Genomic DNA, 20,090 nt, shown 5'->3' on the forward strand with positions numbered 1-20,090 from the left:
ACGGGCCATCGGCAGGCCGGCGCGGCCACCGCGCGACTCACCTACGGCGCAGGTCGCCAAAGCCGTCTGCGCCAGTCTGCAAGCGGCTCCCAGCCCGCGAATGCTTTAAGACTCCTTTAAGCGATACCCCTTACGCTTCGAGGCATCAAAAAGCATTCCTCTCGACAGGAGCCCTGCAATGAAAGCCAAGATTCTTACCCGCAGTGCCGTTGCCGTGGCAGTTGCCGTCGCGTTGTCGGCGGGTTACGTCGCGGGCCAGCGCAACGTGACGCCGCCTCAGGTCATCACGCCCGCACAAGCCGCCGCGCTGATGCCGGCCGAAGCCGCCGCGAAGACCGGCATTCCCGATTTCTCCGGCCTCGTGGAAACCTACGGGCCGGCGGTGGTGAACATCAGCGCCAAGCACGTCGTGCGGCATACCGCGCAGCGCGGCGGCAACATGCAGTTGCCCATCGACCCGAGCGACCCGTTCTACCAGTTCTTCCGCCACTTCTACGGCAACATGCCCGGCATGCAGGGCGACGATGGCGGCGACGGCGGCGACCAGGCCGACGTGCCCAGCACGAGCCTCGGCTCGGGCTTCATCATCAGCAACGACGGCTACATCCTCACCAACGCGCACGTGGTGGACGGCGCGAACGTCGTGACGGTCAAGCTCACCGACAAGCGCGAGTTCCGCGCGAAAGTGATTGGTGCGGACAAGCAGTCCGACGTGGCGGTGCTCAAGATCGATGCGAAGGGCTTGCCCACCGTGAAGATCGGCGATCCGCGTCAGAGCAAGGTGGGGCAGTGGGTGGTGGCCATCGGCTCGCCCTACGGCTTCGACAACACGGTGACCTCGGGCATCATCAGCGCGAAGTCGCGCTCGCTGCCCAACGAGAACTACACGCCGTTCATCCAGACCGACGTGCCGGTGAATCCGGGTAACTCCGGCGGGCCGCTGTTCAATCTGCAGGGCGAAGTAATCGGCATCAACTCGATGATCTATTCGCAGACGGGCGGCTTCCAGGGCCTTTCGTTCGCTATCCCGATCAATGAGGCGATAAAGGTCAAGGACGACCTCGTGAAGACGGGCCACGTGAGCCGCGGCCGGCTCGGCGTGTCGGTGCAGTCGATGAACCAGACGCTCGCCAACTCGTTCGGCATGCAAAAGCCGCAGGGCGCGCTGGTGAGCTCGGTGGACCCGGGCGGCCCGGCTGCGAAGGCCGGTTTGCAGCCCGGCGACGTGATTCTTTCGGTGAACGGCACGCCGGTGACCGATTCGGCCGACCTGCCCTCGCAGATCGCGGGCATCAAGCCGGGTACGAAGGCCGACATCCAGGTGTGGCGCGACAAGGGCACCAAAAACCTCAGCGTGACCATCGGCACGCTGAACGACACGAAGGTGGCGTCGAACGATTCCACGCCGCAGATGCAGGGCCGCCTCGGCGTCGCCGTGCGTCCGCTTACGCCGCAGGAGAAGAGCGGCACGTCGCTCACGCACGGCCTGCTCGTGCAGCAGGCGGGCGGTGCGGCGGCGAGCGCCGGCATCCAGCCGGGCGACGTGATTCTCGCCGTGAACGGCCGGCCCGTGACCTCGGTGGAGCAGTTGAAGCAGATGGTGGCCCAGGCCGGCAGCAGCATCGCGCTGCTGATCCAGCGCGACGACGCACAGATCTTCGTGCCGGTCGATCTGAGCTAACGCTGCAAGCCTCAGCGGTCAGGCGGCGGACGGGGCAATCCGCAGTCCGTTCGCCCGGTTGCACCGCGTTACATCTTCCCGTGACGCTTCGGGAACCCGGCCGGCGAACCGCCGGTCGGTCCAACGTAAGGTTTTGACAGGAGGCGGGCATGCCATGTGCGGCTATGTCCGGCTGAAGCCAACAACCACGTCAGGAGCGTAAAAGATGAATACCCCACGCAAACTACGATCCTTCGCCGCGGTGGCCGCCGTAGCCGGGCTGGCCACCATTGCGTCGGGCGGCTTCGCCACCTCTGCCTGGTCCCAGGCCAGCGACGTGACGGGTGGCAGCACCACCGACAACACGAGCGCGGGCAACGCCAACGGCGGTGGTCTGCCGCAAGTCCAGCAGCAGGGCGACGTGTCGTTCGTCTCGGGCGGCGTGGGTCTGGACGAATCGAAGGCGCTCGAGCGCGCGCAGAGCGAGTGGCCGCTCGCCTTGCGCTTCACTGGCCCCACAGCGGACTATCTTGCGGATGTGCGCGTGCGCATCGTCGATTCGCACGGCGGCGACGCACTCTCCACCACTTCGCGCGGCCCGTTCATGCTGGTGCGGCTGCGTCCCGGCCGCTACACCGTGCACGCAAGCTACAAGGGCGAGGAAAAGGTGAGCGCCGTGACGATACCGGCCAAGGGCACGGCCCGCGCCGGCTTCCACTGGAACACGCAGTAGGTGCGCTGATTCGTGCGGCTGCGCGCATGAACGCCGCGCAGCCGATTTAACTTTCGTCGATAATGAAGCCACGAATTTGCAGCGTGGCTTTTTCGTTTGGTGTGCCGCAGCATGCGTGCGTTGGCGCAGTGTCTTGCATGGCGCGCGGACGCCCCGGCAAAGGCGCCCGTCGGTGCGGCGCTGCAACATGCCGACGCCTGCGACGCGGCGGCGACTGTTGACGAACAGGGGATCGAATATGGCTGTGGAACCGGCTGCCGATCATCGCATCGATATTGCGGCCAATTCTCATCGCGTGCGAGTCATCCATCAGGGCATTACCGTGGCCGACACGCATCAGGGGCTCACGCTTTCCGAAAGCGGGCTGCCCGACGTCTTCTATTTCCCGCGCGCCGACGTCAACATGGCGCGGCTCGAACGTTCCGATCACACATCGCACTGTCCGTACAAGGGCAACGCCTCGTACTTCCATCTGCGTACCGAAGACGGCTTGATCGAAAACGCCGCGTGGAGCTACGAGCAACCGTTCGAGAAGGTGAGGGACATTACCGGCTATCTGGCGTTTTACGCTTCGCGCGTCGATCGCATCGACCAGACATCGTGATCGGCGAGGCCGCGCGCTGAAGGGGGAGAAAAGGGGGAGGCCGCCATGGAACTGAACGACGCGTTACGGATTCCACTCGCCCCGTCCGCCGTATGGGACGCGCTGCAGGATATCGCCCTGCTGCGCGCAAGCATGGAGAACTGCGAGTCGTTCCGCCAGCTCGGGCCCGGCGAATACGAACTCACGCTGACCGTGCCGCTCGGGCCACTGCGCGCGCGCTACGAAGTCCGCGTGCATGTGGTGCCGAAGGAAGGGCAGGAGCCCTATGCGCCTGAACGTACGTTGAGCTTCAAGGCGCGTGCCGACGGCGTCGGCTCGCTGCGCGGGCAGATCGACGTCTCGCTGCGTGCGGACGACCATCCCGCGGGGCCGGCGGGTCTCTCGAAGGGTGCGAGCACGCGCGTCGATTACTCGGTGTGGGCGACGCTCGCGGGACCGCTTGCGCAGCTGCCGCCGCGGCAACTCGAAAATGCGCTGCACGATCTCGCCGACGACTTCTTCACCGAGTTCTGCGCAGTCGTTCAAGCCAAGCACGGCCAGGGGCCGAACCGCGCGCGCGGCACGACGGCGCGGCGTCAGCATGTGTTCCTTCGACCCATCAGTCTCGCGGGTGTCGCCCGCCGCGCGCATCTCGCCCAACACGGCGGCACGTTGAGCGGACGCGCCGCGAGCACGCTGCGCCACGAAAGTGCGCCGCATGCGGTGCCGACCTGGGCCTGGGCCGCCATGATTTTCTTCGTCGCGCTGCTGTTGTACGTGGCGCGCTGGTTCGCGCAAGGGTGAACGCGCCGAGGACTCAGGCGCTTTGAACTTGAGCCGTCGCGTGCGCTCAGGCATGCTGCCCGCCGCATTGCACGCCGCACACCTATCCCGTTACGCAAGGAGCGTTTCCATGTCGCTGCCGCCCCGTCGCGCGCTCATCGTTATCGACGTACAGAACGAGTACGTCGATGGCAACCTGCTGATCGAGTATCCCAACATCAATCATTCGCTCGCGAACATCGGCCGCGCCATCGACGCCGCCCGTTCGGCGCGCGTGCCCGTGATCGTCGTGCAGAACTTTGCGCCTGCCGGTGCGCCGATCTTCGCTCGCGGCAGCCGCGGCGCGGAACTGCACGAGGTGGTGGCGTCGCGCGCGCATGACCACTACGTGGAGAAGTCGCTGCCAAGCGCATTCGCCGGCACAGACCTCGCCGACTGGCTGGCCGCCCGCGAGATCGACACGCTCACCGTCGTCGGGTACATGACGCACAACTGCGATGCGTCCACCGTCTACCATGCTGTCCACGCGGGCCTGACGGTGGAATTTCTCGCCGATGCAACGGGCTCATTGCCGTACGGGAACAGCGCGGGTTTCGCTTCGGCGGAGGAGATTCATCGCGTGTTCTGCGTGGTGTTCCAGTCGCGCTTTGCGGCGGTGGCGAACACCGACGAGTGGATTGCGGCGGTGGAGGCCGGCGCGCCGCTCGAGCGCGGCAGCATCTACGCCTCGAACCAGAAAGCGCGGGCCGGGCGCGAAGCCGCCTGAGCGGCGCGTTGGCTGCAGCGCTGCCGGGCGCGCGCCCGGCGAGCCGTCGGCGTTCAGGCTACCGGCTGGTCCGTGGATGGTGCGGGCGCAACCCGCAACGCAGGGCTGTAGCGGATCGCGTCGAGCATGGCGTCGACGGTGCGTTCGGCGCCTTGGGTCATGTCGAACAGATCGGGCGACATCAGCATGTCGCGCAGCGCGCCGCCAATCACCGAATGAAGCAGCCGTGCCGCGCGCGCGGCATCGAGATCCGCGGGCAACTGTCCCTTGGACATGGCGTTGAGCAGACCGCCTTCGATGTTGACGAGCGCTTCTCGTATGTTGGTCTGGTGACGTTCCACCACCGGACCCATTTCTTCCACGAACTCGCACTTCAGAAACAGGATGTCGAACACGCGCCGACGATGTTCGTCGGTGGCCGTGCCGTGCAGGCATAGCACGCACAGGTCGCGTATGCGGCCGAGCGGATCGGGTTCGCTGGGGTCGCGCGACGCGGCCTTCAGTTCGTCGAACGGCAGCAGCACGCGATCGAACATGGCGGTGAACAGGTCGCCCTTGTTGGCGAAGTGCCAGTAGATGGCACCGCGCGTGACGCCGGCGGCGTGAGCGATGTCGGCGAGCGAAGTGCGCGACACGCCCTTCTCGAAGAAGACGCGCTCCGCGGCGTCGAGGATGCCGTTGCGTGTTTCCAGCGCTTCCTCTTTCGTACGTCGAACCATAATCGTCTGACCTGCTTTGATTGCGTTGCTGCGGGGGGCTGCTTGAACGATCGTCGCAACAATTGGATTGTTGAGATACAAGAAAGCGAAACAATCGGGCGGAAATTTTGTGCTCGCCGCCCATCCACGCTTTTACATTCGTTCATGAATGTATCTATAATAGCACCCCATCGGCCGGTTGCCGAGGCAGGGATGACCCGGTAATCGGTTAATATCCGTCACTGTTGCTTACGGAAGTATTCGCGCCGGCCGGTTCCGGCGGCGCATGGGTGTCTCCCTTTCAGTCCGGGAGCTCCACCCGATATCCCTGCGTGATCGCCTTCAGGCGTCCGGTCACTGTGTCGTCTCACACGCTTGTGTGCGTGCCCGTCTCCCGCACGAGACGGACGCACTTTTTGTGTTCCCAGTCATAGACAGAGGTTGCTCCATGCGCGTCGAACGGGTTCCATTCCGCTTAATCAGTGTCGCGACCGCTGCCGTGGTGTTGGCAGCATGCGGACAAAAACAATCGGCACCGCCGCAACAAACTCCCGAGGTCGGCGTGGTGACGGTCCAGCCGACCGCCGTGCCGGTCACCACGGAATTGCCGGGCCGCACGAGCGCCTACCTTGTCGCGCAGGTGCGCGCGCGGGTGGACGGCATCGTGCTGCGCCGGGAATTCACCGAAGGCAGCATCGTGAAGGCCGGCCAGCGCCTGTACAAGATCGATCCGGCGCCTTACATCGCTTCGCTCAATAGCGCGAAGGCGACGCTCGCGAAGGCGCAGGCGAACCTCGCCACGCAGAACGCGTTGGTGGCGCGCTACAAGGTGCTCGTCGCGGCGAACGCCGTGAGCAAGCAGAACTACGACGACGCCGTGGCGGCGCAAGGGCAGGCCGCAGCGGACGTCGCTTCGGGCAAGGCCGCGGTCGAAACGGCCCAGATCAATCTGGGCTATACGGATGTGACCTCGCCCATCACGGGCCAGGTCGGCATCTCGCAGGTCACGCCGGGCGCTTACGTGCAGGCGAGCGCGGCCACGCTGATGTCCACCGTGCAGCAGATCGATCCCGTCTACGTCGACCTCACGCAGTCGAGCCTCGAAGGGCTCGAACTGCGCCGGCAGATTCAGGAAGGCAAGATCAAGACCGCCGGTCCGCATGCCGCCAAGGTCACGCTGCTGCTGGAAGACGGCCGCGCCTATTCGCAGCCGGGCAAGCTCCAGTTCTCGGACGTCACCGTCGACCAGACCACCGGTTCGGTCACGGTTCGCGCCATCTTCCCGAACCCCGACCGCGTGCTGCTGCCCGGCATGTTCGTGCGCGCGCGCATCGAAGAAGGCATGAACGAAAACGCCTTCCTCGTGCCGCAGGTGGGCGTGACGCACAACGCGTCGGGCCAGGCCACGACACTCGTGGTGGGCGCCGACAACAAGGTGGCGATCCGCACCATCGTGACGGGCGGCACGCAAGGCACGAACTGGATCGTCGAGAGCGGACTGAACCCGGGTGACCGCGTGATCGTCCAGGGCACCGAGAAGGTTCGTCCGGGCGCCGAGGTGAAGGCCGTGCCGGCGCAGTTGCCGGCCGCGCCGGCCTCTGGTGCGCAAGCGGGCGGGGCGCCAGGCGCACCAGGTGCAACGGGTGCCGCCGCGGGCTCGGGCGCTGCCGCCGGTTCCGCCGCGCAGCCAGGTGCCGCTGCTTCCGCGGCGTCTGCTGCGTCGGGCGCGTAATAACAGGGAGCCTGCTTCATGGCAAAGTTCTTTATCGATCGCCCGATCTTCGCGTGGGTGATCGCCATCATCTTGATGCTCGCCGGCATCGCGTCGATCTTCACCTTGCCGGTGGCGCAATATCCGACCATTGCGCCGCCCGCGGTCCAGATCAGCGCGAGCTATCCGGGCGCCTCGGCGGACACGGTGCAAAACACCGTCACGCAGGTGATCGAGCAGCAGATGAGCGGTCTCGACCACCTGCTGTATCTGTCCTCCACGTCCGACGACTCCGGCACGGCCACCATCACGCTCACGTTCGCCGCGGGTACCAACCCCGACATCGCGCAGGTGCAGGTGCAGAACAAGCTGCAGCTCGCCACGCCGCTTCTGCCGCAGGTCGTGCAGCAGCTCGGCACGAAGGTGACGAAGTCGAGCAGCAGCTTCCTGCTCGTGCTCGCCTTCAACTCCGAAAACGGCAGCATGAGCCGCTACGACCTGGCGAACTACGTCGCGTCGAACGTCCAGGACCCGATCAGCCGGATCGACGGCGTGGGCACGGTGACGCTGTTCGGCTCGCAGTACGCCATGCGCATCTGGCTCGACCCGAACAAGCTGACGAACTACAGCCTGACGCCCGTCGATGTGTCGAACGCCATTTCGGCGCAGAACGTACAGGTGTCCGCCGGTCAGCTGGGCGGCACGCCTGCGGTGCCGGGCCAGGCGCTGCAGGCCACCATCACTGAAGCGACGCTGCTGCGCACGCCCGAGCAGTTCGGCAACATCCTGCTGAAGGTGAATCAGGACGGCTCCCAGGTGCGGCTGAAGGACGTGGCGCGCATCGAGCTGGGCGGCGAAACCTACAACTTCGACACGAAGTACAACGGTCAGCCTACGGCCGGCTTCGGCATCCAGCTCGCCACGGGCGCGAACGCGCTGCAGACGGCCAAGCTCGTGCGCCAGAAGGTCGACGAGCTGTCGAAGTACTTCCCGCCGGGCCTCGTCGTGAAGTATCCGTACGACACGACGCCGTTCGTGCGCCTGTCGATCGAGGAAGTGGTGAAGACGCTGCTGGAAGGTATCGTCCTCGTGTTCCTCGTGATGTACCTGTTCCTGCAGAACCTGCGCGCCACGCTCATTCCGACCATCGCGGTGCCGGTCGTGCTCCTGGGCACGTTCGCGATCATGGCGCTGGTGGGTTTCTCCATCAACACGCTGTCGATGTTCGGCCTCGTGCTCGCCATCGGTCTGCTGGTGGACGATGCGATCGTGGTGGTGGAGAACGTGGAGCGCGTGATGGCCGAAGAAGGGCTCTCACCGCGCGAAGCCACGCGCAAGGCCATGGACCAGATCACCGGCGCGCTGGTGGGCGTGGCGCTCGTGCTTTCGGCCGTGTTCGTGCCGGTGGCATTCTCGGGCGGCTCGGTGGGCGCCATCTACCGGCAGTTCTCGCTCACGATCGTGGCGGCCATGGTGCTCTCCGTGCTGGTCGCGCTGATCCTGACCCCGGCGCTCTGCGCAACGATCCTCAAGCCGATTCCGAAGGGCCACCACGAAGAGAAGAAGGGCTTCTTCGGCTGGTTCAACCGCACCTTCGACAAGAGCCGCGAGAAGTACCACACGGGCGTGCACCACGTGATCAAGCGCTCGGGCCGCTGGCTCGTGATCTATCTGGTGGTGATCGTGGCGGTGGGGCTGCTGTTCGTGCGCCTGCCCAAGTCGTTCCTGCCCGACGAGGATCAGGGCTCGATGTTCGTGCTCGTGCAGACGCCGTCCGGCTCGACGCAGGAAACCACGGCACGCACGCTGGCGAACATCTCGAACTACCTGCTCACGGACGAGAAGAGCATCGTCGAAGCCGTGTTTACGGTGAACGGCTTCAGCTTCGCGGGCCGTGGCCAGAACTCGGGCCTCGTGTTCGTGCGGATGAAGGACTACTCCGAGCGGCAGCACGCCGACCAGAAGGTGCAGGCGCTCGTGGGCCGCATGTTCGCGCGCTATGCGGGTTACAAGGATGCGATGGTGATTCCGGTGAATCCGCCGTCCATTCCGGAACTCGGTACGGCCTCGGGCTTCGACTTCGAACTGCAGGATCGCGGCGGCCTCGGGCACACGGCGCTCATGGCGGCTCGCAACCAGTTGCTCGGTATGGCCGCGAAGGACCCGAACCTCGCGCTCGTGCGTCCGAACGGCCTGAACGACACGCCACAGTTCAAGGTGGACATCGACCGTGAAAAGGCGCTGGCGCTGGGCGTATCGGCATCCACAGTCGACCAGACGTTCTCGATTGCGTGGGCGTCGCAGTACGTGAACAACTTCCTCGATACGGACAACCGGATCAAGAAGGTCTACGTGCAAAGCGATGCGCCGTTCCGCATGACGCCGGGCGACCTGAACATCTGGTACGTGCGCAATGGCTCGGGCGGGATGGTGCCGTTCAGCTCCTTCGCCACCGGCCACTGGACCTACGGCTCGCCGAAGCTCGAACGCTATAACGGCATTTCGTCCGTCGAAATCCAGGGCGCGGCGGGGCCGGGCAAGAGTACCGGCCAGGCCATGCAGGCCATGCAGCAGATCGCGACGAAGCTGCCGGCGGGTATCGGCTACGAGTGGACCGGCTTGTCGTTCCAGGAAATCCAGTCCGGCTCGCAAGCGCCTATCCTTTACGGTATCTCGATCCTCGTGGTGTTCCTGTGTCTCGCGGCGCTCTATGAGAGCTGGTCGATTCCGTTCGCGGTGATCATGGTGGTGCCGCTCGGTGTGCTCGGTGCGCTGCTCGCGGTGACATTGCGCGGCCTCGAGAACGACGTGTTCTTCCAGGTCGGTCTGCTCACCACCGTGGGTCTGTCGGCCAAGAACGCGATTCTGATCGTGGAGTTCGCACGCGAGCTGCAGCAGGGTGAAGGCATGGGACCGATCGAGGCGGCGCTGGAAGCCGCGCGGCTGCGGCTGCGTCCTATCCTGATGACGTCGCTTGCGTTCATTCTCGGCGTGCTGCCGCTTGCCATCAGTAACGGCGCGGGTTCGGCGAGCCAGCACGCAATTGGTACCGGCGTGATCGGCGGGATGCTGACGGCGACGTTCCTCGCCATCTTCATGATCCCGATGTTCTTCGTGGTGATCCGCGCGCGGTTCGCCGGCGAGAAGGAAGATCCGGACGAGGCGCTCGCCCATTACGACGAGCATCACCCGCACGGCCCGCAAGGCGGTAGCGGCAACGATGGCAACGGTTCGGGCAAGGAAGGACACTGAGATGCATAAACACGCTTTGATTGCAGCGGCGGTCGCCTTGCTGGCCGCCGGCTGCACGATGGCGCCGAGGTACGAACGGCCAGCGGCGCCCGTGGCGTCGTCGTTCCCGACCGGCGGCGTCTACGAGACCCAGCCGGGCATGAGCGGCACGTCGACGAACGGGCGCAGCGCGAGCGGCGCTACGGCCACGGACATCGGCTGGCGCGACTTCTTCGTCGATCCGCGTCTGCAGCGGCTCGTGGAAATCGCGCTCAAGAACAACCGGGACCTGCGGGTCTCGGTGCTCAACATCGACGCCGCACGGGCGCAGTATCAGATCACGCGCGCAGACCTGTTCCCCGCCATCAACGGCGTGGCAACCGACTCGCGCACCCGTGTGCCCAGTGCGTTGCAGACCGGTCCCTCGAATCCGTACAGCGTCTATAACGTCGGGTTGTCGGCGTCGTGGGAAATCGACTTCTGGGGGCGCATCCGCAGCCTGAAGGACCAGGCGCTTGCGCAATACCTGTCCACGGCGCAGGCGCGCAAGGCAGCGGAAATTTCGCTCGTGTCGCAGGTGGCGGACCAGTACCTCACCATGCTCGCCGACGACGACCTGCTTCAGGTGACCCAGTCCACGCTCAAGACGGCGCAGGACTCGTACAACCTGACGAAGGTGCAGTTCGAAAACGGCACAGGTACGGAACTCGATCTGCGTCAGGCCGAGAGCGTGCTCGAGACGGCGAAGGCCAATCTGCAGGCTCAGGAGCGTGCTCGTGCGCAAGCGGAGAACGCGCTTGTTCTGCTGATCGGGGAGCCGTTGCCAGGCGATCTGCCGCAAGGCTTGCCGCTTGGCGCGCAAAACCTGCTGACCGACATTCCGGCCGGTTTGCCGTCGGACCTGCTCACGCGGCGTCCCGACATCATGGAAGCGGAGGAAACGCTGCTCGCCGCGAACGCGAACATCGGCGCGGCGCGGGCCGCGTTCTTTCCGAAGATCTCGCTCACGAGCACGTTCGGTACCGAGAGCCTGACGCTGGGCGGACTCTTCAAGGCGGGCACTGCAGCCTGGACGTTCGTGCCGCAGGTCACGCTGCCGATCTTCCAGGGCGGTGCGAACGTGGCGAACCTGAACCTCGCGAACGTGCAGAAGCGCATCGAGATTGCGAACTACGAGAAGGCGATCCAGTCGGCGTTCCGCGAAGTGGCCGACGGGCTCGCTGCGCGCGGCACCTACGACCAGCAGATCGCCGCACTCGAGCGCAACACGTTTGCCAACCAGCGTCGGCTGGATCTGTCCGATCTGCGTTACCGCAACGGCGTGGACAGCTACCTTACGGTGCTGACGGCGCAAACGGACCTGTACTCGTCGCAGCAATCGCTGATCTCGGCACGGCTTGCACGGTGGACGAACCTCGTGGATCTGTATCGTGCGCTGGGCGGCGGCTGGATCGAACGGGCAGGAGAGACGCCGCGTCCGGCAGACGCACCGGTCGACTACGGCGCGGCGAGCGCGCCCGTGGCGGCTTCGTCCGCGTCGGCGGGATGAGGTGCCGCGCCACGTGCGGCGATCGGGATACGTGACGTAGTGCGTCGTGCGAGAGCGGGAAATCCGCGGTCGCGCATGACGGGTTGAAGACCTCGCAGGTTGAGGTGGATAGACAAAGAGACAAAAGCCCTCGTTGGTCAAATGACCGACGAGGGCTTTTTCTTTTGGACCGATGTGACCACTAACTATAGACCTTGCTCCGGACCCTCGGCCGGATGGCTAAACATGATTGGCAGTCCATCATTTTGGTGTCTGCTGGGGCTAGCATCTCCTTCAATCGGATCGATTTGCGGGGCTCGTAACGAGTCGTAAGCCGTCGCGCAAAACGTCCGGTTCGATCACAGTTGTCAGTTGACAACGAGTAATAATCACTGGAGAATTGAGGCCGTTGATGGTTCGTGGAACACACTCGAAAAAGGACGTAGAAGAGGCGCTGGCCTACGCGGAAGAACAGGGCTGGCGTGTGCAAAGTGGCGGCAAGGGGCATGCGTGGGGCAGGTTGTACTGTCCGTATAACGACGCTGAATGCCGTTGCGGCGAATTTTGCATCACGAGTATCTGGAGCACGCCGAAGAATCCGGGCAATCATGCGAAGCACTTGCGGCGGGTCGTCGACAATTGCACGACGCACCGTCAAAAGCGTGAGGCGAAGGAAGCGGACACGTGCGGCACAAAGCAGGAGTAAAGATGGAATACGTTTTCACGCTGAAGTATCGGCTGGCTGCGCAAGATTTCGATTACGACGAGATCGTCGAGCGGCTTGGCGAAGCAGGCTGCGACGACGCAACGGTCGGCATCGGGCAACCGGGTCGCATCGCGTTGCTGTTTACGCGCGAAGCGAAGAGCGCGCGCGAGGCGTTGGTGAGCGCGCTGGAGGACGTGAAGCGCGCCATTCCCACAGCGCGTCTCATCGAGGCGGCACCCGACTTCGTCGGGCTCACCGACGTTGCGGAAGTGGCGGGCGTGTCTCGTCAGAACATGCGCAAGCTCATGGTCGGTCACGCACACAATTTTCCGATGCCGGTTCACGAAGGCAGCGCCTCGGTGTGGCATCTCGCGGACGTGCTGGGCTGGCTGTATAACCGCGGCGGCTACGACATCAAGCCCGAGGTGCTGGAAGTGGCGGAGCTGGCCAAGCAGATCAATCTGGCGAGAGACGCACGCGATCTCAAGCCGCAGATGAACCGGGCGTTGGCGCAGCTCGTAGGGTAGCGGTACGCAGACAGTCAATGCACGTCGGCGGCGCGTCCGTCGAAGTCGTGTCCCGAGCGTCGAATTTCGCACTGCGCTGCTTTTTCACTTTTCACGCCGTTGAACACGAGATTGAGCAGCACCGCGGAAAGCGACGCGAGCAGAATGCCGCTGTGCAAGATGGGCGAGAGCGCAGGCGGCAGCTTCGAGAAGAAGTGGGGCGACACGACCGGCACGAGCCCGAGGCCCACGCTCACGGCCACGATGAAGAGATTGTGGTGGTTCTTCACGAAGTCGACCTTCGCGAGCACCTTGATGCCGTTAGCCGCCACCATGCCGAACATTACGATGCCGGCGCCGCCCAGCACGAACGCCGGCACGGAAGCCACAACCTGCGCCATCTTCGGGAACAGCCCGAGCAGCACCAGAATCACACCGCCGGTCGCGCAGACGAAGCGGCTCTTCACGCCGGTTACACCAATCAGCCCGACGTTTTGCGAGAACGATGTGTGCGGGAACGAGTTGAAGATGCCGCCTATCAGTGTGCCGAGTCCATCCACGCGCAGTCCTCGCACCAGCGTTGCCTGATCGACGGGACGGTCCACCATGTCGCCGACCGCGAGGAACATGCCGGTCGACTCGATGAACGTGACGAACATCACCGTCACCATCGTCGCGATAGAGAGCGGATCGAAGTGCGGCAGCCCGAAGTGGAACGGCATGACGAAGCCGACCCACGGCGCGCTCGTCACACCGGCCATGTTCACGCGCCCCAGCAGTGCGGCGATCACGAAGCCGGCCACCATGCCAAGCAGCACCGAGATGTTGGCCACAAAGCCTTTGCCGAACCGGTTGATCAGCAGAATCAGCATCAACACCACGAGCGACAGACCGAGATAGACCGGATTGCCATAGTCCGGATTACCGACGCCGCCCGCCGCCCAGTTGATGCCCACTTCCATCAGCGAAAGCCCGATCACGGCAATCACGGTGCCCACCACCACGGGCGGGAAGAACCGCAGCAGCTTGCCGATCATGGGCGCAAGCAGAATGCCGATCACGCCCGCCGCGATGGTCGAGCCGAAGACGTCGAGAATGCCCAGCGATGGATTCGTGCCGATCGCGATCATGGGGCCCACGGCCGCGAACGTACAGCCCATGATGACAGGCAGGCGAATGCCGAAGATCCACACACCGAGTGTCTGGATCAAGGTGGCGATACCGCACGAGAACAGGTCGGCGCTGATGAGAAACGCGACCTGGTCTTTCGGCAACTTGAGCGCGCTGCCAACGATGAGCGGCACAGCAACGGCGCCCGCATACATGACAAGCACATGCTGAATGCCGAGCGTGAGCAACTGGCCGGCCGGCAGTCGCTCGTCGCAGGGATGGACGGTGTTCGGGGGCATCGCGGCTGTCTCCACATCTCGTTGGGAATGACCTCCACGGTATGCCGGACGAAAAGGCCCAACAAGACTGCTCGTTTCTATTCCCCGCCTCCGGGTGACGATATGGCACCGCGCGGCGGGCGAGCGCGAGAGATCTGCGTGCACCGGTAGGCAGCGCCCGGGTGCCGCCATGACGTCCCGGCTAGGTCCAAGGTGCCGGCACGCCGTACGATCCGCGCCCACGCGCGTGCAGTGCCCGTTATGATCTCTATTCCGCGCGCCATATGGGTGGTCCCGGGTGGTCCCGCACGGTCGTCCGTCTGGTCCGTCAATCTTCTGCACGCAAGTGGCCGCCGTGCCTCGCGCTCCGGCTTGCGAATCTCGTCACGCGGCCCTTGCCGTGTGGTTATCATCGTCGTCATTTTTCTTCACGGAGCGTTCATGAGCCTGCCCGTTGCGCGCTTTCTCGGCATCGATCTGGGCACCGGCTCGCTGAAGCTCGCGATCATCGATGGCGAAGGTCGCGAGCGTGCCGCGTCCAGCGTGGCCTATGGCATCGAGACGCCGCACCCGGGCTGGGCCGAGATCTCCGTGGACACGTGGTGGCGCGCGTTGTGCGAGGCCGCCGGCAAGCTGCCCGCCGACGAGCGTGCTGCCGTGTGCGCCATCGGTTTCTCGGGGCAGATGCACGGCGTAGTGCTGACCGATGACGAGGGCCGCGCCGTGCGTTCCGCCATGCTCTGGCCCGACACGCGCGCGCTCGCCCTGCTCGATGCATGGCCCGATCCGCAGCCGAACCCTGTCGCCCCTGGCATGGCGGGGCCGCTGCTGCGCTGGATCGCGCTCAACGATCCGCATGCATTGCGTGCCGCGCGCTGGGCACTGCAACCGAAAGACTGGCTGCGCGTCGCGCTGGGCGGCGTGATAGCGGCCGACCCTTCGGACGCTTGCGCCACCGCGCTCGCCGACGCCGGCGGCACATGGAACCTCGACCTGCTCGACACGCTCGGATTGCCGCGTCGATGGTTCGCGGCGTTGTCGCCGTCGTATGCCGCGGGCGGCACGCTCGCCGACGAAGCCGCACGCCAGCTCGGGCTGACGCCCGGCATCGCACTCGCCATCGGCGCTGCCGACACCCCGTGCGCGGCGCTCGGCAGCGGACTCGCGAATGACGGCGATGCGTTGCTCACCACGGGCACGGGCGGCCAGATCGTGGTGCTGTCGACACGCGAGCCCGCGAAGGTGCGCGGCCTGCATGCCTACCGTGCCGCGACGGACCATTGGTACCGGATGGCCGCGATGCAAAACGTGGGCGTGGCGCTGGAAGCTGTGCGCGGCTGGCTCGCGTACGAGTGGCAGGACGCCTATCGCGACGCCTTCGCGGCAGACGCCGCGCGAGGCCTCACCTTCTTGCCCTACCTGACCGGTGAACGTTCGCCGTGGCTCGACCCCGCGGCACGCGGCGGCTGGCTTGGCCTCGCGCTCGGACACACGCGCGGCACGATGATGCGCGCGGCCTTCGAAGGCGTCGCATTTGCGCTGCGAGCGGGCCTCGACGCGATTCGCGCGAGCGGTGCCGAGGTGCCGTCGCTCAGGCTCGCGGGCGGCGGATCGGTGGATGCGCGCTGGCGCCAGCTGCTCGCCGACGCATTGCAGGCCGAACTCCATGCCGTGGACAGTCCGAACGCCGCGGCGCGTGGCGCGGCGATGCTGGCAGGCGTCGCATGCGGCCATTGGGCCGTAGCCGATCTGCCGGCACTTGCGCCTGCGGCCACACGGGTGGCCACACCGAGCGGCGACGTCGGGCTGGAAGAACGCTATGCCCGCTTCGTCGATCTGTACGGGCGGGTGAAAGACTGGTTCGATGGCGCAGCGCCGTCATGAAGCAGCAAGAAAGAATGCAGCCTGGCGCGTAAGGTCACACGCACGCCGGGCACTCACGAACTCAACGATTCCAAGGAGCGAAACACAATGAAGACGAAAGCAGCCGTTGCATGGAAGGCCGGCGCCCCGCTGACGATCGAAGAAGTCGATCTCGAAGGCCCGCGTGCGGGCGAGGTGCTGATCGAGGTGAAGGCCACCGGCATCTGCCACACCGACTACTACACGCTCTCGGGCGCCGACCCCGAAGGGCTTTTCCCCGCGATTCTCGGCCACGAAGGCGCGGGCATCGTCGTGGACGTGGGGCCTGGCGTCGGCACGCTGAAGAAGGGCGACCACGTGATTCCGCTCTACACGCCCGAATGCCGTCAGTGCAAGTTCTGCCTCTCGCGCAAGACGAACCTGTGCCAGGCTATTCGCGCCACGCAGGGCAAGGGCTTGATGCCCGACGCGACCTCGCGCTTCTCGCTCGGCGGCAAGCCGCTCTTTCACTACATGGGTACCTCGACGTTCTCGAACTACATCGTCGTGCCCGAGATCGCGGTGGCGAAGATCCGCGAAGACGCACCGTTCGACAAGGTCTGCTACATCGGCTGCGGCGTGACCACGGGCGTGGGCGCGGTGGTCTATTCGGCGAAGGTCGAGGCGGGCGCGAACGTCGTCGTGTTCGGGCTGGGCGGCATTGGCCTCAACGTGATCCAGGGCGCGAAGATGGTGGGCGCGGACAAGATCATCGGCGTTGACATCAACCCGAAGCGCGTGGAACTCGCGAAGAAGTTCGGCATGACGCACTTCGTGAATCCGAACGAAGTGGAGAACGTGGTCGATCACATCGTGCAGCTCACCGACGGCGGCGCCGACTACTCGTTCGAGTGCGTGGGCAACGTGAAGCTGATGCGTGAGGCGCTGGAATGCACGCACAAGGGCTGGGGGCAGTCGTTCATCATCGGCGTGGCGGCGGCGGGCGAGGAAATCAGCACGCGTCCGTTCCAGCTCGTGACGGGCCGCCAGTGGAAGGGCTCGGCGTTCGGCGGCGCGCGCGGCCGCACGGACGTGCCGAAGATCGTCGACTGGTACATGGAAGGCAAGCTCAACATCGACGACCTCATCACGCACACGCTGCCGCTCGAGAAGATCAACGAAGGCTTCGATCTGATGAAGCGGGGCGAGTCGATCCGTTCAGTGGTGCTGTACTGACAGGAGCACGCGATGCTGGAACTCGTTGAAACGCACGGCTGCCACGGCGGCGTGCAGCGCATCTACCGTCACGCGTCCGCGGCCATCGGGCTGCCGATGCGCTTCTCGGTCTACCTGCCGCCGCAGGCGTTGCAGGCGGGCGCGCCGCGCGTGCCGGCGCTGTTCTATCTGGCCGGGCTCACCTGCACGGAAGAAACTTTTCCGATCAAGGCCGGCGCGCAGCGCGTCGCGGCGCAGCACGGCATCGCGCTGATTGCGCCGGACACGAGTCCGCGCGGCGCCGGTGTGCCGGGCGAGACCGATTCGTGGGACTTCGGCGTGGGCGCGGGCTTCTACGTGGATGCCACGCGCGAGCCGTGGGCGCAGCACTATCGCATGTACTCGTACGTGCGCGACGAGTTGCGGCAGACCCTGCTGGCCGAACTGCCCGTGGACGGCGCGCGGCTCGGCATCTTCGGTCATTCCATGGGCGGGCACGGTGCGCTGATGCTGGCGTTGCGTAACCCGGAGATCTATCGGTCGGTATCGGCGTTTGCGCCCATTGCCGCGCCCATGCGCTGCCCGTGGGGCGAGAAGGCGTTCGGCGGCTACCTGGGCGACGACCGCGAGGCGTGGCGCGACTACGACACGAGCGAACTCGTAACGAAGCTGGGCGCGCGGTTTAGCGAGGGCATTCTGGTCGATCAGGGGCTCGACGATCAGTTCCTTGTGAACCAGCTCAATCCCGACGTGTTCGAGGCCGCGTGCAGGCAGGCGGGGCAGCCGCTCACGCTGCGCCGTCACGCGGGCTATGACCACGGGTACTTCTTCATCTCGACGTTCATCGAAGACCATCTGGCGCATCACGCCAGGGTGCTCTGTCGTTGAAGGTTGCTGAGGGGCTCCGCTCAGGGCTAAGGAAGCGCGCGGCTCTCACGCCGCGCGCGGCTGCATATGACGGCGTCTGACTTCTAGCGTCTGCGCAACAGGCTCGCACCGTAGACCGCCGCCGCAAGCGCGGTGATCCAGAAGCTCGTGGGCCAGTCGGTATAAAAGGCGAGCGTCACGCCCAGCCACGCCTGGGCGAGCGCGAACAGCGCGGCGAGCGCAAGCCCGGTGGAAAGCCGCGTCGTGAGGTTTTGCGCCGCGGCAGCCGGGCCCACCATCAACGTGAACACGAGCAGCACGCCCACGATCTGCGTGCACGCGGCCACGGCGAGCGCCGTCACGGCGAGAAACAGCGTCGAGACGAGCCGCAGCGATACGCCCTTCGCCTCCGCAAGCTCAGGCTGGAGCGAGGCAAACAGCAAGGGCCGCGCGATGGCCGCCAGCGCGGCAAGGCTCACCACGGCGAGCGCCGCCAGCACGACGAGCGTCGGTCCGCTCACGCCCAGCACGTTGCCGAACAGCAGCGCTGTCACTTGCGTTGCGTACTGCGTGAAGAAGTGCAGGAACAGCAGCCCGAAGCCCAGTGCGAGCGAGAGCGTGACGCCGATCGCGACGTCGCGGCCGGCCAGCCGTTCGCCGAGCGCGCCCATGCACATGCCCGCCGCGAACGTGAAGCCCACCATGCCCCAGAGCGGCGAGATGCCGAGCAGCACCGCGCCCGTCGCACCAGTGAAGCCGACGTGCGAGAGCGCGTGCCCCGCGAACGTCTGCCCCCGCAGCACGAGGAAGTAGCCGACCACGCCCGCCAGCACCGCGACAATCCCCGACGCCGCGAAGGCGTTCACCATGAAGTCGTATTCAAACATCGTGCGTGTGATCGTGTGGATGGCTGCCGTGACCGTGATCGTGGCGGTGGCTTTCGTGGCCCGGCGCATGTTCGTGCTCGTCTTCGTGGCCGTGGTCGTGTTTTTCGATTTCGACGTCGCCGGACATCACGAAGATGCGGCCTTTCACGCGCATCACGTCGATGGGCGAGCCATAGAGCCGCGTGAGCACGGGCGCGGTGATGACTTCATCGACGGTGCCGAGCGCCGCCACGCTGTTGCCGAGATACAGCACGCGGTCGAGCGCATTCAGTAGCGGGTTGAGTTCATGCGCCGAAAACAGCACCGCGATGCCGAGTTCGCGCTGCACCTCGCGTACGAGTTCGACGACGCTGCGCTGATGATGCGGATCGAGGCTGATGAGCGGTTCGTCGAGCAGCAGCAGTTGCGGTTTGCCGAGCAGGCATTGCGCGAGCAGCAGGCGCTGCCGTTCTCCACCGGATAGCTCGAAGAGCGGACGCTTCGCGAGCGAGCGGGCGCCCACGAGTTCGAGCACGCGGTCGACGTCGGCGCGCGTGGCGGCATCCGTATGAGGCAGGCCCCAGCGGTGACCGTCCGCGGCCATTGCGACGAATTCGCGGCCGCGAATGCGCCGGCCCGCAAGCGCGCTGCGCGTCTGCGGCATGTAGCCGATCGACGCGTTGCCGCGCATCACCGGCTCGCCCAGTACGCGAATCGTGCCTTGCGCCGCGGGCACGAGACCGAGCACGGCGCGCATCAACGTGGTCTTGCCGGCGCCGTTCGACCCCAGCACGCCAATGAACTCGCCCTGATTCACGGTGAAGCTCGTGTCGCGCAGAATGACGCGCCCACCCAGCTCGATGGTGACGCGATCGAGCTCGAGCACGGGCGCAATGGCCGGATCGCGAGCGCTTTCGGATGGCGCGCGGCCAGTCACGTTCATGTATGGGTTCCCTTTGCTACTGCCTGGTGCTGCTTTGCTGCATTGGCTGCCGGCTGTTGACCGT

The 20,090-nt window shown here is 65.4% G+C and carries 17 protein-coding genes; 13 read left to right on the plus strand and 4 right to left on the minus strand.

Annotated features, from left to right (window positions below):
* Positions 1–178: 178 nt before the first annotated feature.
* The 5 genes from PKKP23_RS10020 to PKKP23_RS10040 all read left to right on the plus strand — a co-directional run bounded on the left by PKKP23_RS10020 (position 179) and on the right by PKKP23_RS10040 (position 4,525).
* Positions 179–1,681 carry a DegQ family serine endoprotease gene (locus PKKP23_RS10020; protein WP_017772825.1) on the plus strand — a complete coding sequence of 501 codons (1,503 nt, stop codon included), beginning with the start codon at positions 179–181 and terminating at the stop codon, positions 1,679–1,681.
* Positions 1,682–1,886: 205 nt separating this feature from the next.
* Positions 1,887–2,393: a carboxypeptidase-like regulatory domain-containing protein gene (locus PKKP23_RS10025; RefSeq protein ID WP_126876759.1), complete on the plus strand. Its 507-nt coding sequence runs from the start codon at positions 1,887–1,889 to the stop codon at positions 2,391–2,393.
* A gap of 238 nt (positions 2,394–2,631) precedes the next feature.
* Complete coding sequence (locus tag PKKP23_RS10030) at positions 2,632–2,997, plus strand: DUF427 domain-containing protein (protein WP_126876760.1); 366 nt, start codon at positions 2,632–2,634, stop codon at positions 2,995–2,997.
* Positions 2,998–3,042: 45 nt separating this feature from the next.
* Positions 3,043–3,780 (plus strand): SRPBCC family protein, encoded by a 738-nt coding sequence (locus PKKP23_RS10035; RefSeq protein ID WP_017772828.1) that lies wholly within the window; start codon positions 3,043–3,045, stop codon positions 3,778–3,780.
* A 109-nt stretch (positions 3,781–3,889) separates the two neighbouring features.
* Positions 3,890–4,525 carry a cysteine hydrolase family protein gene (locus tag PKKP23_RS10040; RefSeq protein WP_126876761.1) on the plus strand — a complete coding sequence of 212 codons (636 nt, stop codon included), beginning with the start codon at positions 3,890–3,892 and terminating at the stop codon, positions 4,523–4,525.
* A gap of 53 nt (positions 4,526–4,578) precedes the next feature.
* On the opposite strand, the gene PKKP23_RS10045 is transcribed toward PKKP23_RS10040, so the two are convergent.
* Entirely contained in the window at positions 4,579–5,244 is a 666-nt protein-coding gene (locus tag PKKP23_RS10045; protein ID WP_126876762.1) for a TetR family transcriptional regulator, read from the minus strand.
* A gap of 427 nt (positions 5,245–5,671) precedes the next feature.
* Between PKKP23_RS10045 and PKKP23_RS10050 the strand changes: the two genes are divergently transcribed.
* The 5 genes from PKKP23_RS10050 to PKKP23_RS10070 all read left to right on the plus strand — a co-directional run bounded on the left by PKKP23_RS10050 (position 5,672) and on the right by PKKP23_RS10070 (position 12,926).
* Complete coding sequence (locus PKKP23_RS10050) at positions 5,672–6,955, plus strand: efflux RND transporter periplasmic adaptor subunit (protein WP_126876763.1); 1,284 nt, start codon at positions 5,672–5,674, stop codon at positions 6,953–6,955.
* An 18-nt stretch (positions 6,956–6,973) separates the two neighbouring features.
* On the plus strand, positions 6,974–10,186 hold the full coding sequence (locus PKKP23_RS10055; RefSeq protein WP_017772831.1) for an efflux RND transporter permease subunit: 3,213 nt from the start codon (positions 6,974–6,976) through the stop codon (positions 10,184–10,186).
* A gap of 1 nt (position 10,187) precedes the next feature.
* Complete coding sequence (locus PKKP23_RS10060) at positions 10,188–11,714, plus strand: efflux transporter outer membrane subunit (RefSeq protein WP_126876764.1); 1,527 nt, start codon at positions 10,188–10,190, stop codon at positions 11,712–11,714.
* Positions 11,715–12,105: 391 nt separating this feature from the next.
* A complete protein-coding gene (locus PKKP23_RS34475) occupies positions 12,106–12,399 on the plus strand; it encodes a hypothetical protein (protein WP_017772833.1) in 294 nt (97 codons plus the stop codon).
* A 2-nt stretch (positions 12,400–12,401) separates the two neighbouring features.
* Positions 12,402–12,926, plus strand: a complete 525-nt coding sequence (locus PKKP23_RS10070; protein ID WP_126876765.1) for a helix-turn-helix transcriptional regulator — start codon at positions 12,402–12,404, stop codon at positions 12,924–12,926.
* Positions 12,927–12,940: 14 nt separating this feature from the next.
* On the opposite strand, the gene PKKP23_RS10075 is transcribed toward PKKP23_RS10070, so the two are convergent.
* Positions 12,941–14,314, minus strand: a complete 1,374-nt coding sequence (locus PKKP23_RS10075; protein WP_126876766.1) for a nucleobase:cation symporter-2 family protein — start codon at positions 14,312–14,314, stop codon at positions 12,941–12,943.
* Between the two features lie 420 nt (positions 14,315–14,734).
* Between PKKP23_RS10075 and PKKP23_RS10080 the strand changes: the two genes are divergently transcribed.
* The 3 genes from PKKP23_RS10080 to fghA all read left to right on the plus strand — a co-directional run bounded on the left by PKKP23_RS10080 (position 14,735) and on the right by fghA (position 18,238).
* Entirely contained in the window at positions 14,735–16,177 is a 1,443-nt protein-coding gene (locus PKKP23_RS10080; RefSeq protein WP_126876767.1) for a xylulokinase, read from the plus strand.
* Between the two features lie 87 nt (positions 16,178–16,264).
* On the plus strand, positions 16,265–17,371 hold the full coding sequence (locus PKKP23_RS10085) for an S-(hydroxymethyl)glutathione dehydrogenase/class III alcohol dehydrogenase (protein WP_042299558.1): 1,107 nt from the start codon (positions 16,265–16,267) through the stop codon (positions 17,369–17,371).
* 12 nt (positions 17,372–17,383) lie between these two features.
* Positions 17,384–18,238: an S-formylglutathione hydrolase gene (fghA, locus tag PKKP23_RS10090; protein WP_126876768.1), complete on the plus strand. Its 855-nt coding sequence runs from the start codon at positions 17,384–17,386 to the stop codon at positions 18,236–18,238.
* Positions 18,239–18,321: 83 nt separating this feature from the next.
* Here the strand turns inward: fghA and PKKP23_RS10095 are convergent, their stop codons facing one another.
* Both PKKP23_RS10095 and PKKP23_RS10100 read right to left on the minus strand, forming a co-directional pair.
* Positions 18,322–19,104: a metal ABC transporter permease gene (locus PKKP23_RS10095; RefSeq protein ID WP_026121045.1), complete on the minus strand. Its 783-nt coding sequence runs from the start codon at positions 19,102–19,104 to the stop codon at positions 18,322–18,324.
* A complete protein-coding gene (locus PKKP23_RS10100; RefSeq protein ID WP_126876769.1) occupies positions 19,097–20,026 on the minus strand; it encodes an ABC transporter ATP-binding protein in 930 nt (309 codons plus the stop codon). The genes PKKP23_RS10095 and PKKP23_RS10100 overlap by 8 nt, the downstream gene beginning before the upstream one ends.
* Between the last annotated feature and the right edge of the window lie 64 nt (positions 20,027–20,090).

Origin of the sequence: Paraburkholderia kururiensis JCM 10599 = LMG 19447, from assembly GCF_003986935.1 — a bacterium.
Taxonomy (GTDB): domain Bacteria; phylum Pseudomonadota; class Gammaproteobacteria; order Burkholderiales; family Burkholderiaceae; genus Paraburkholderia; species Paraburkholderia kururiensis.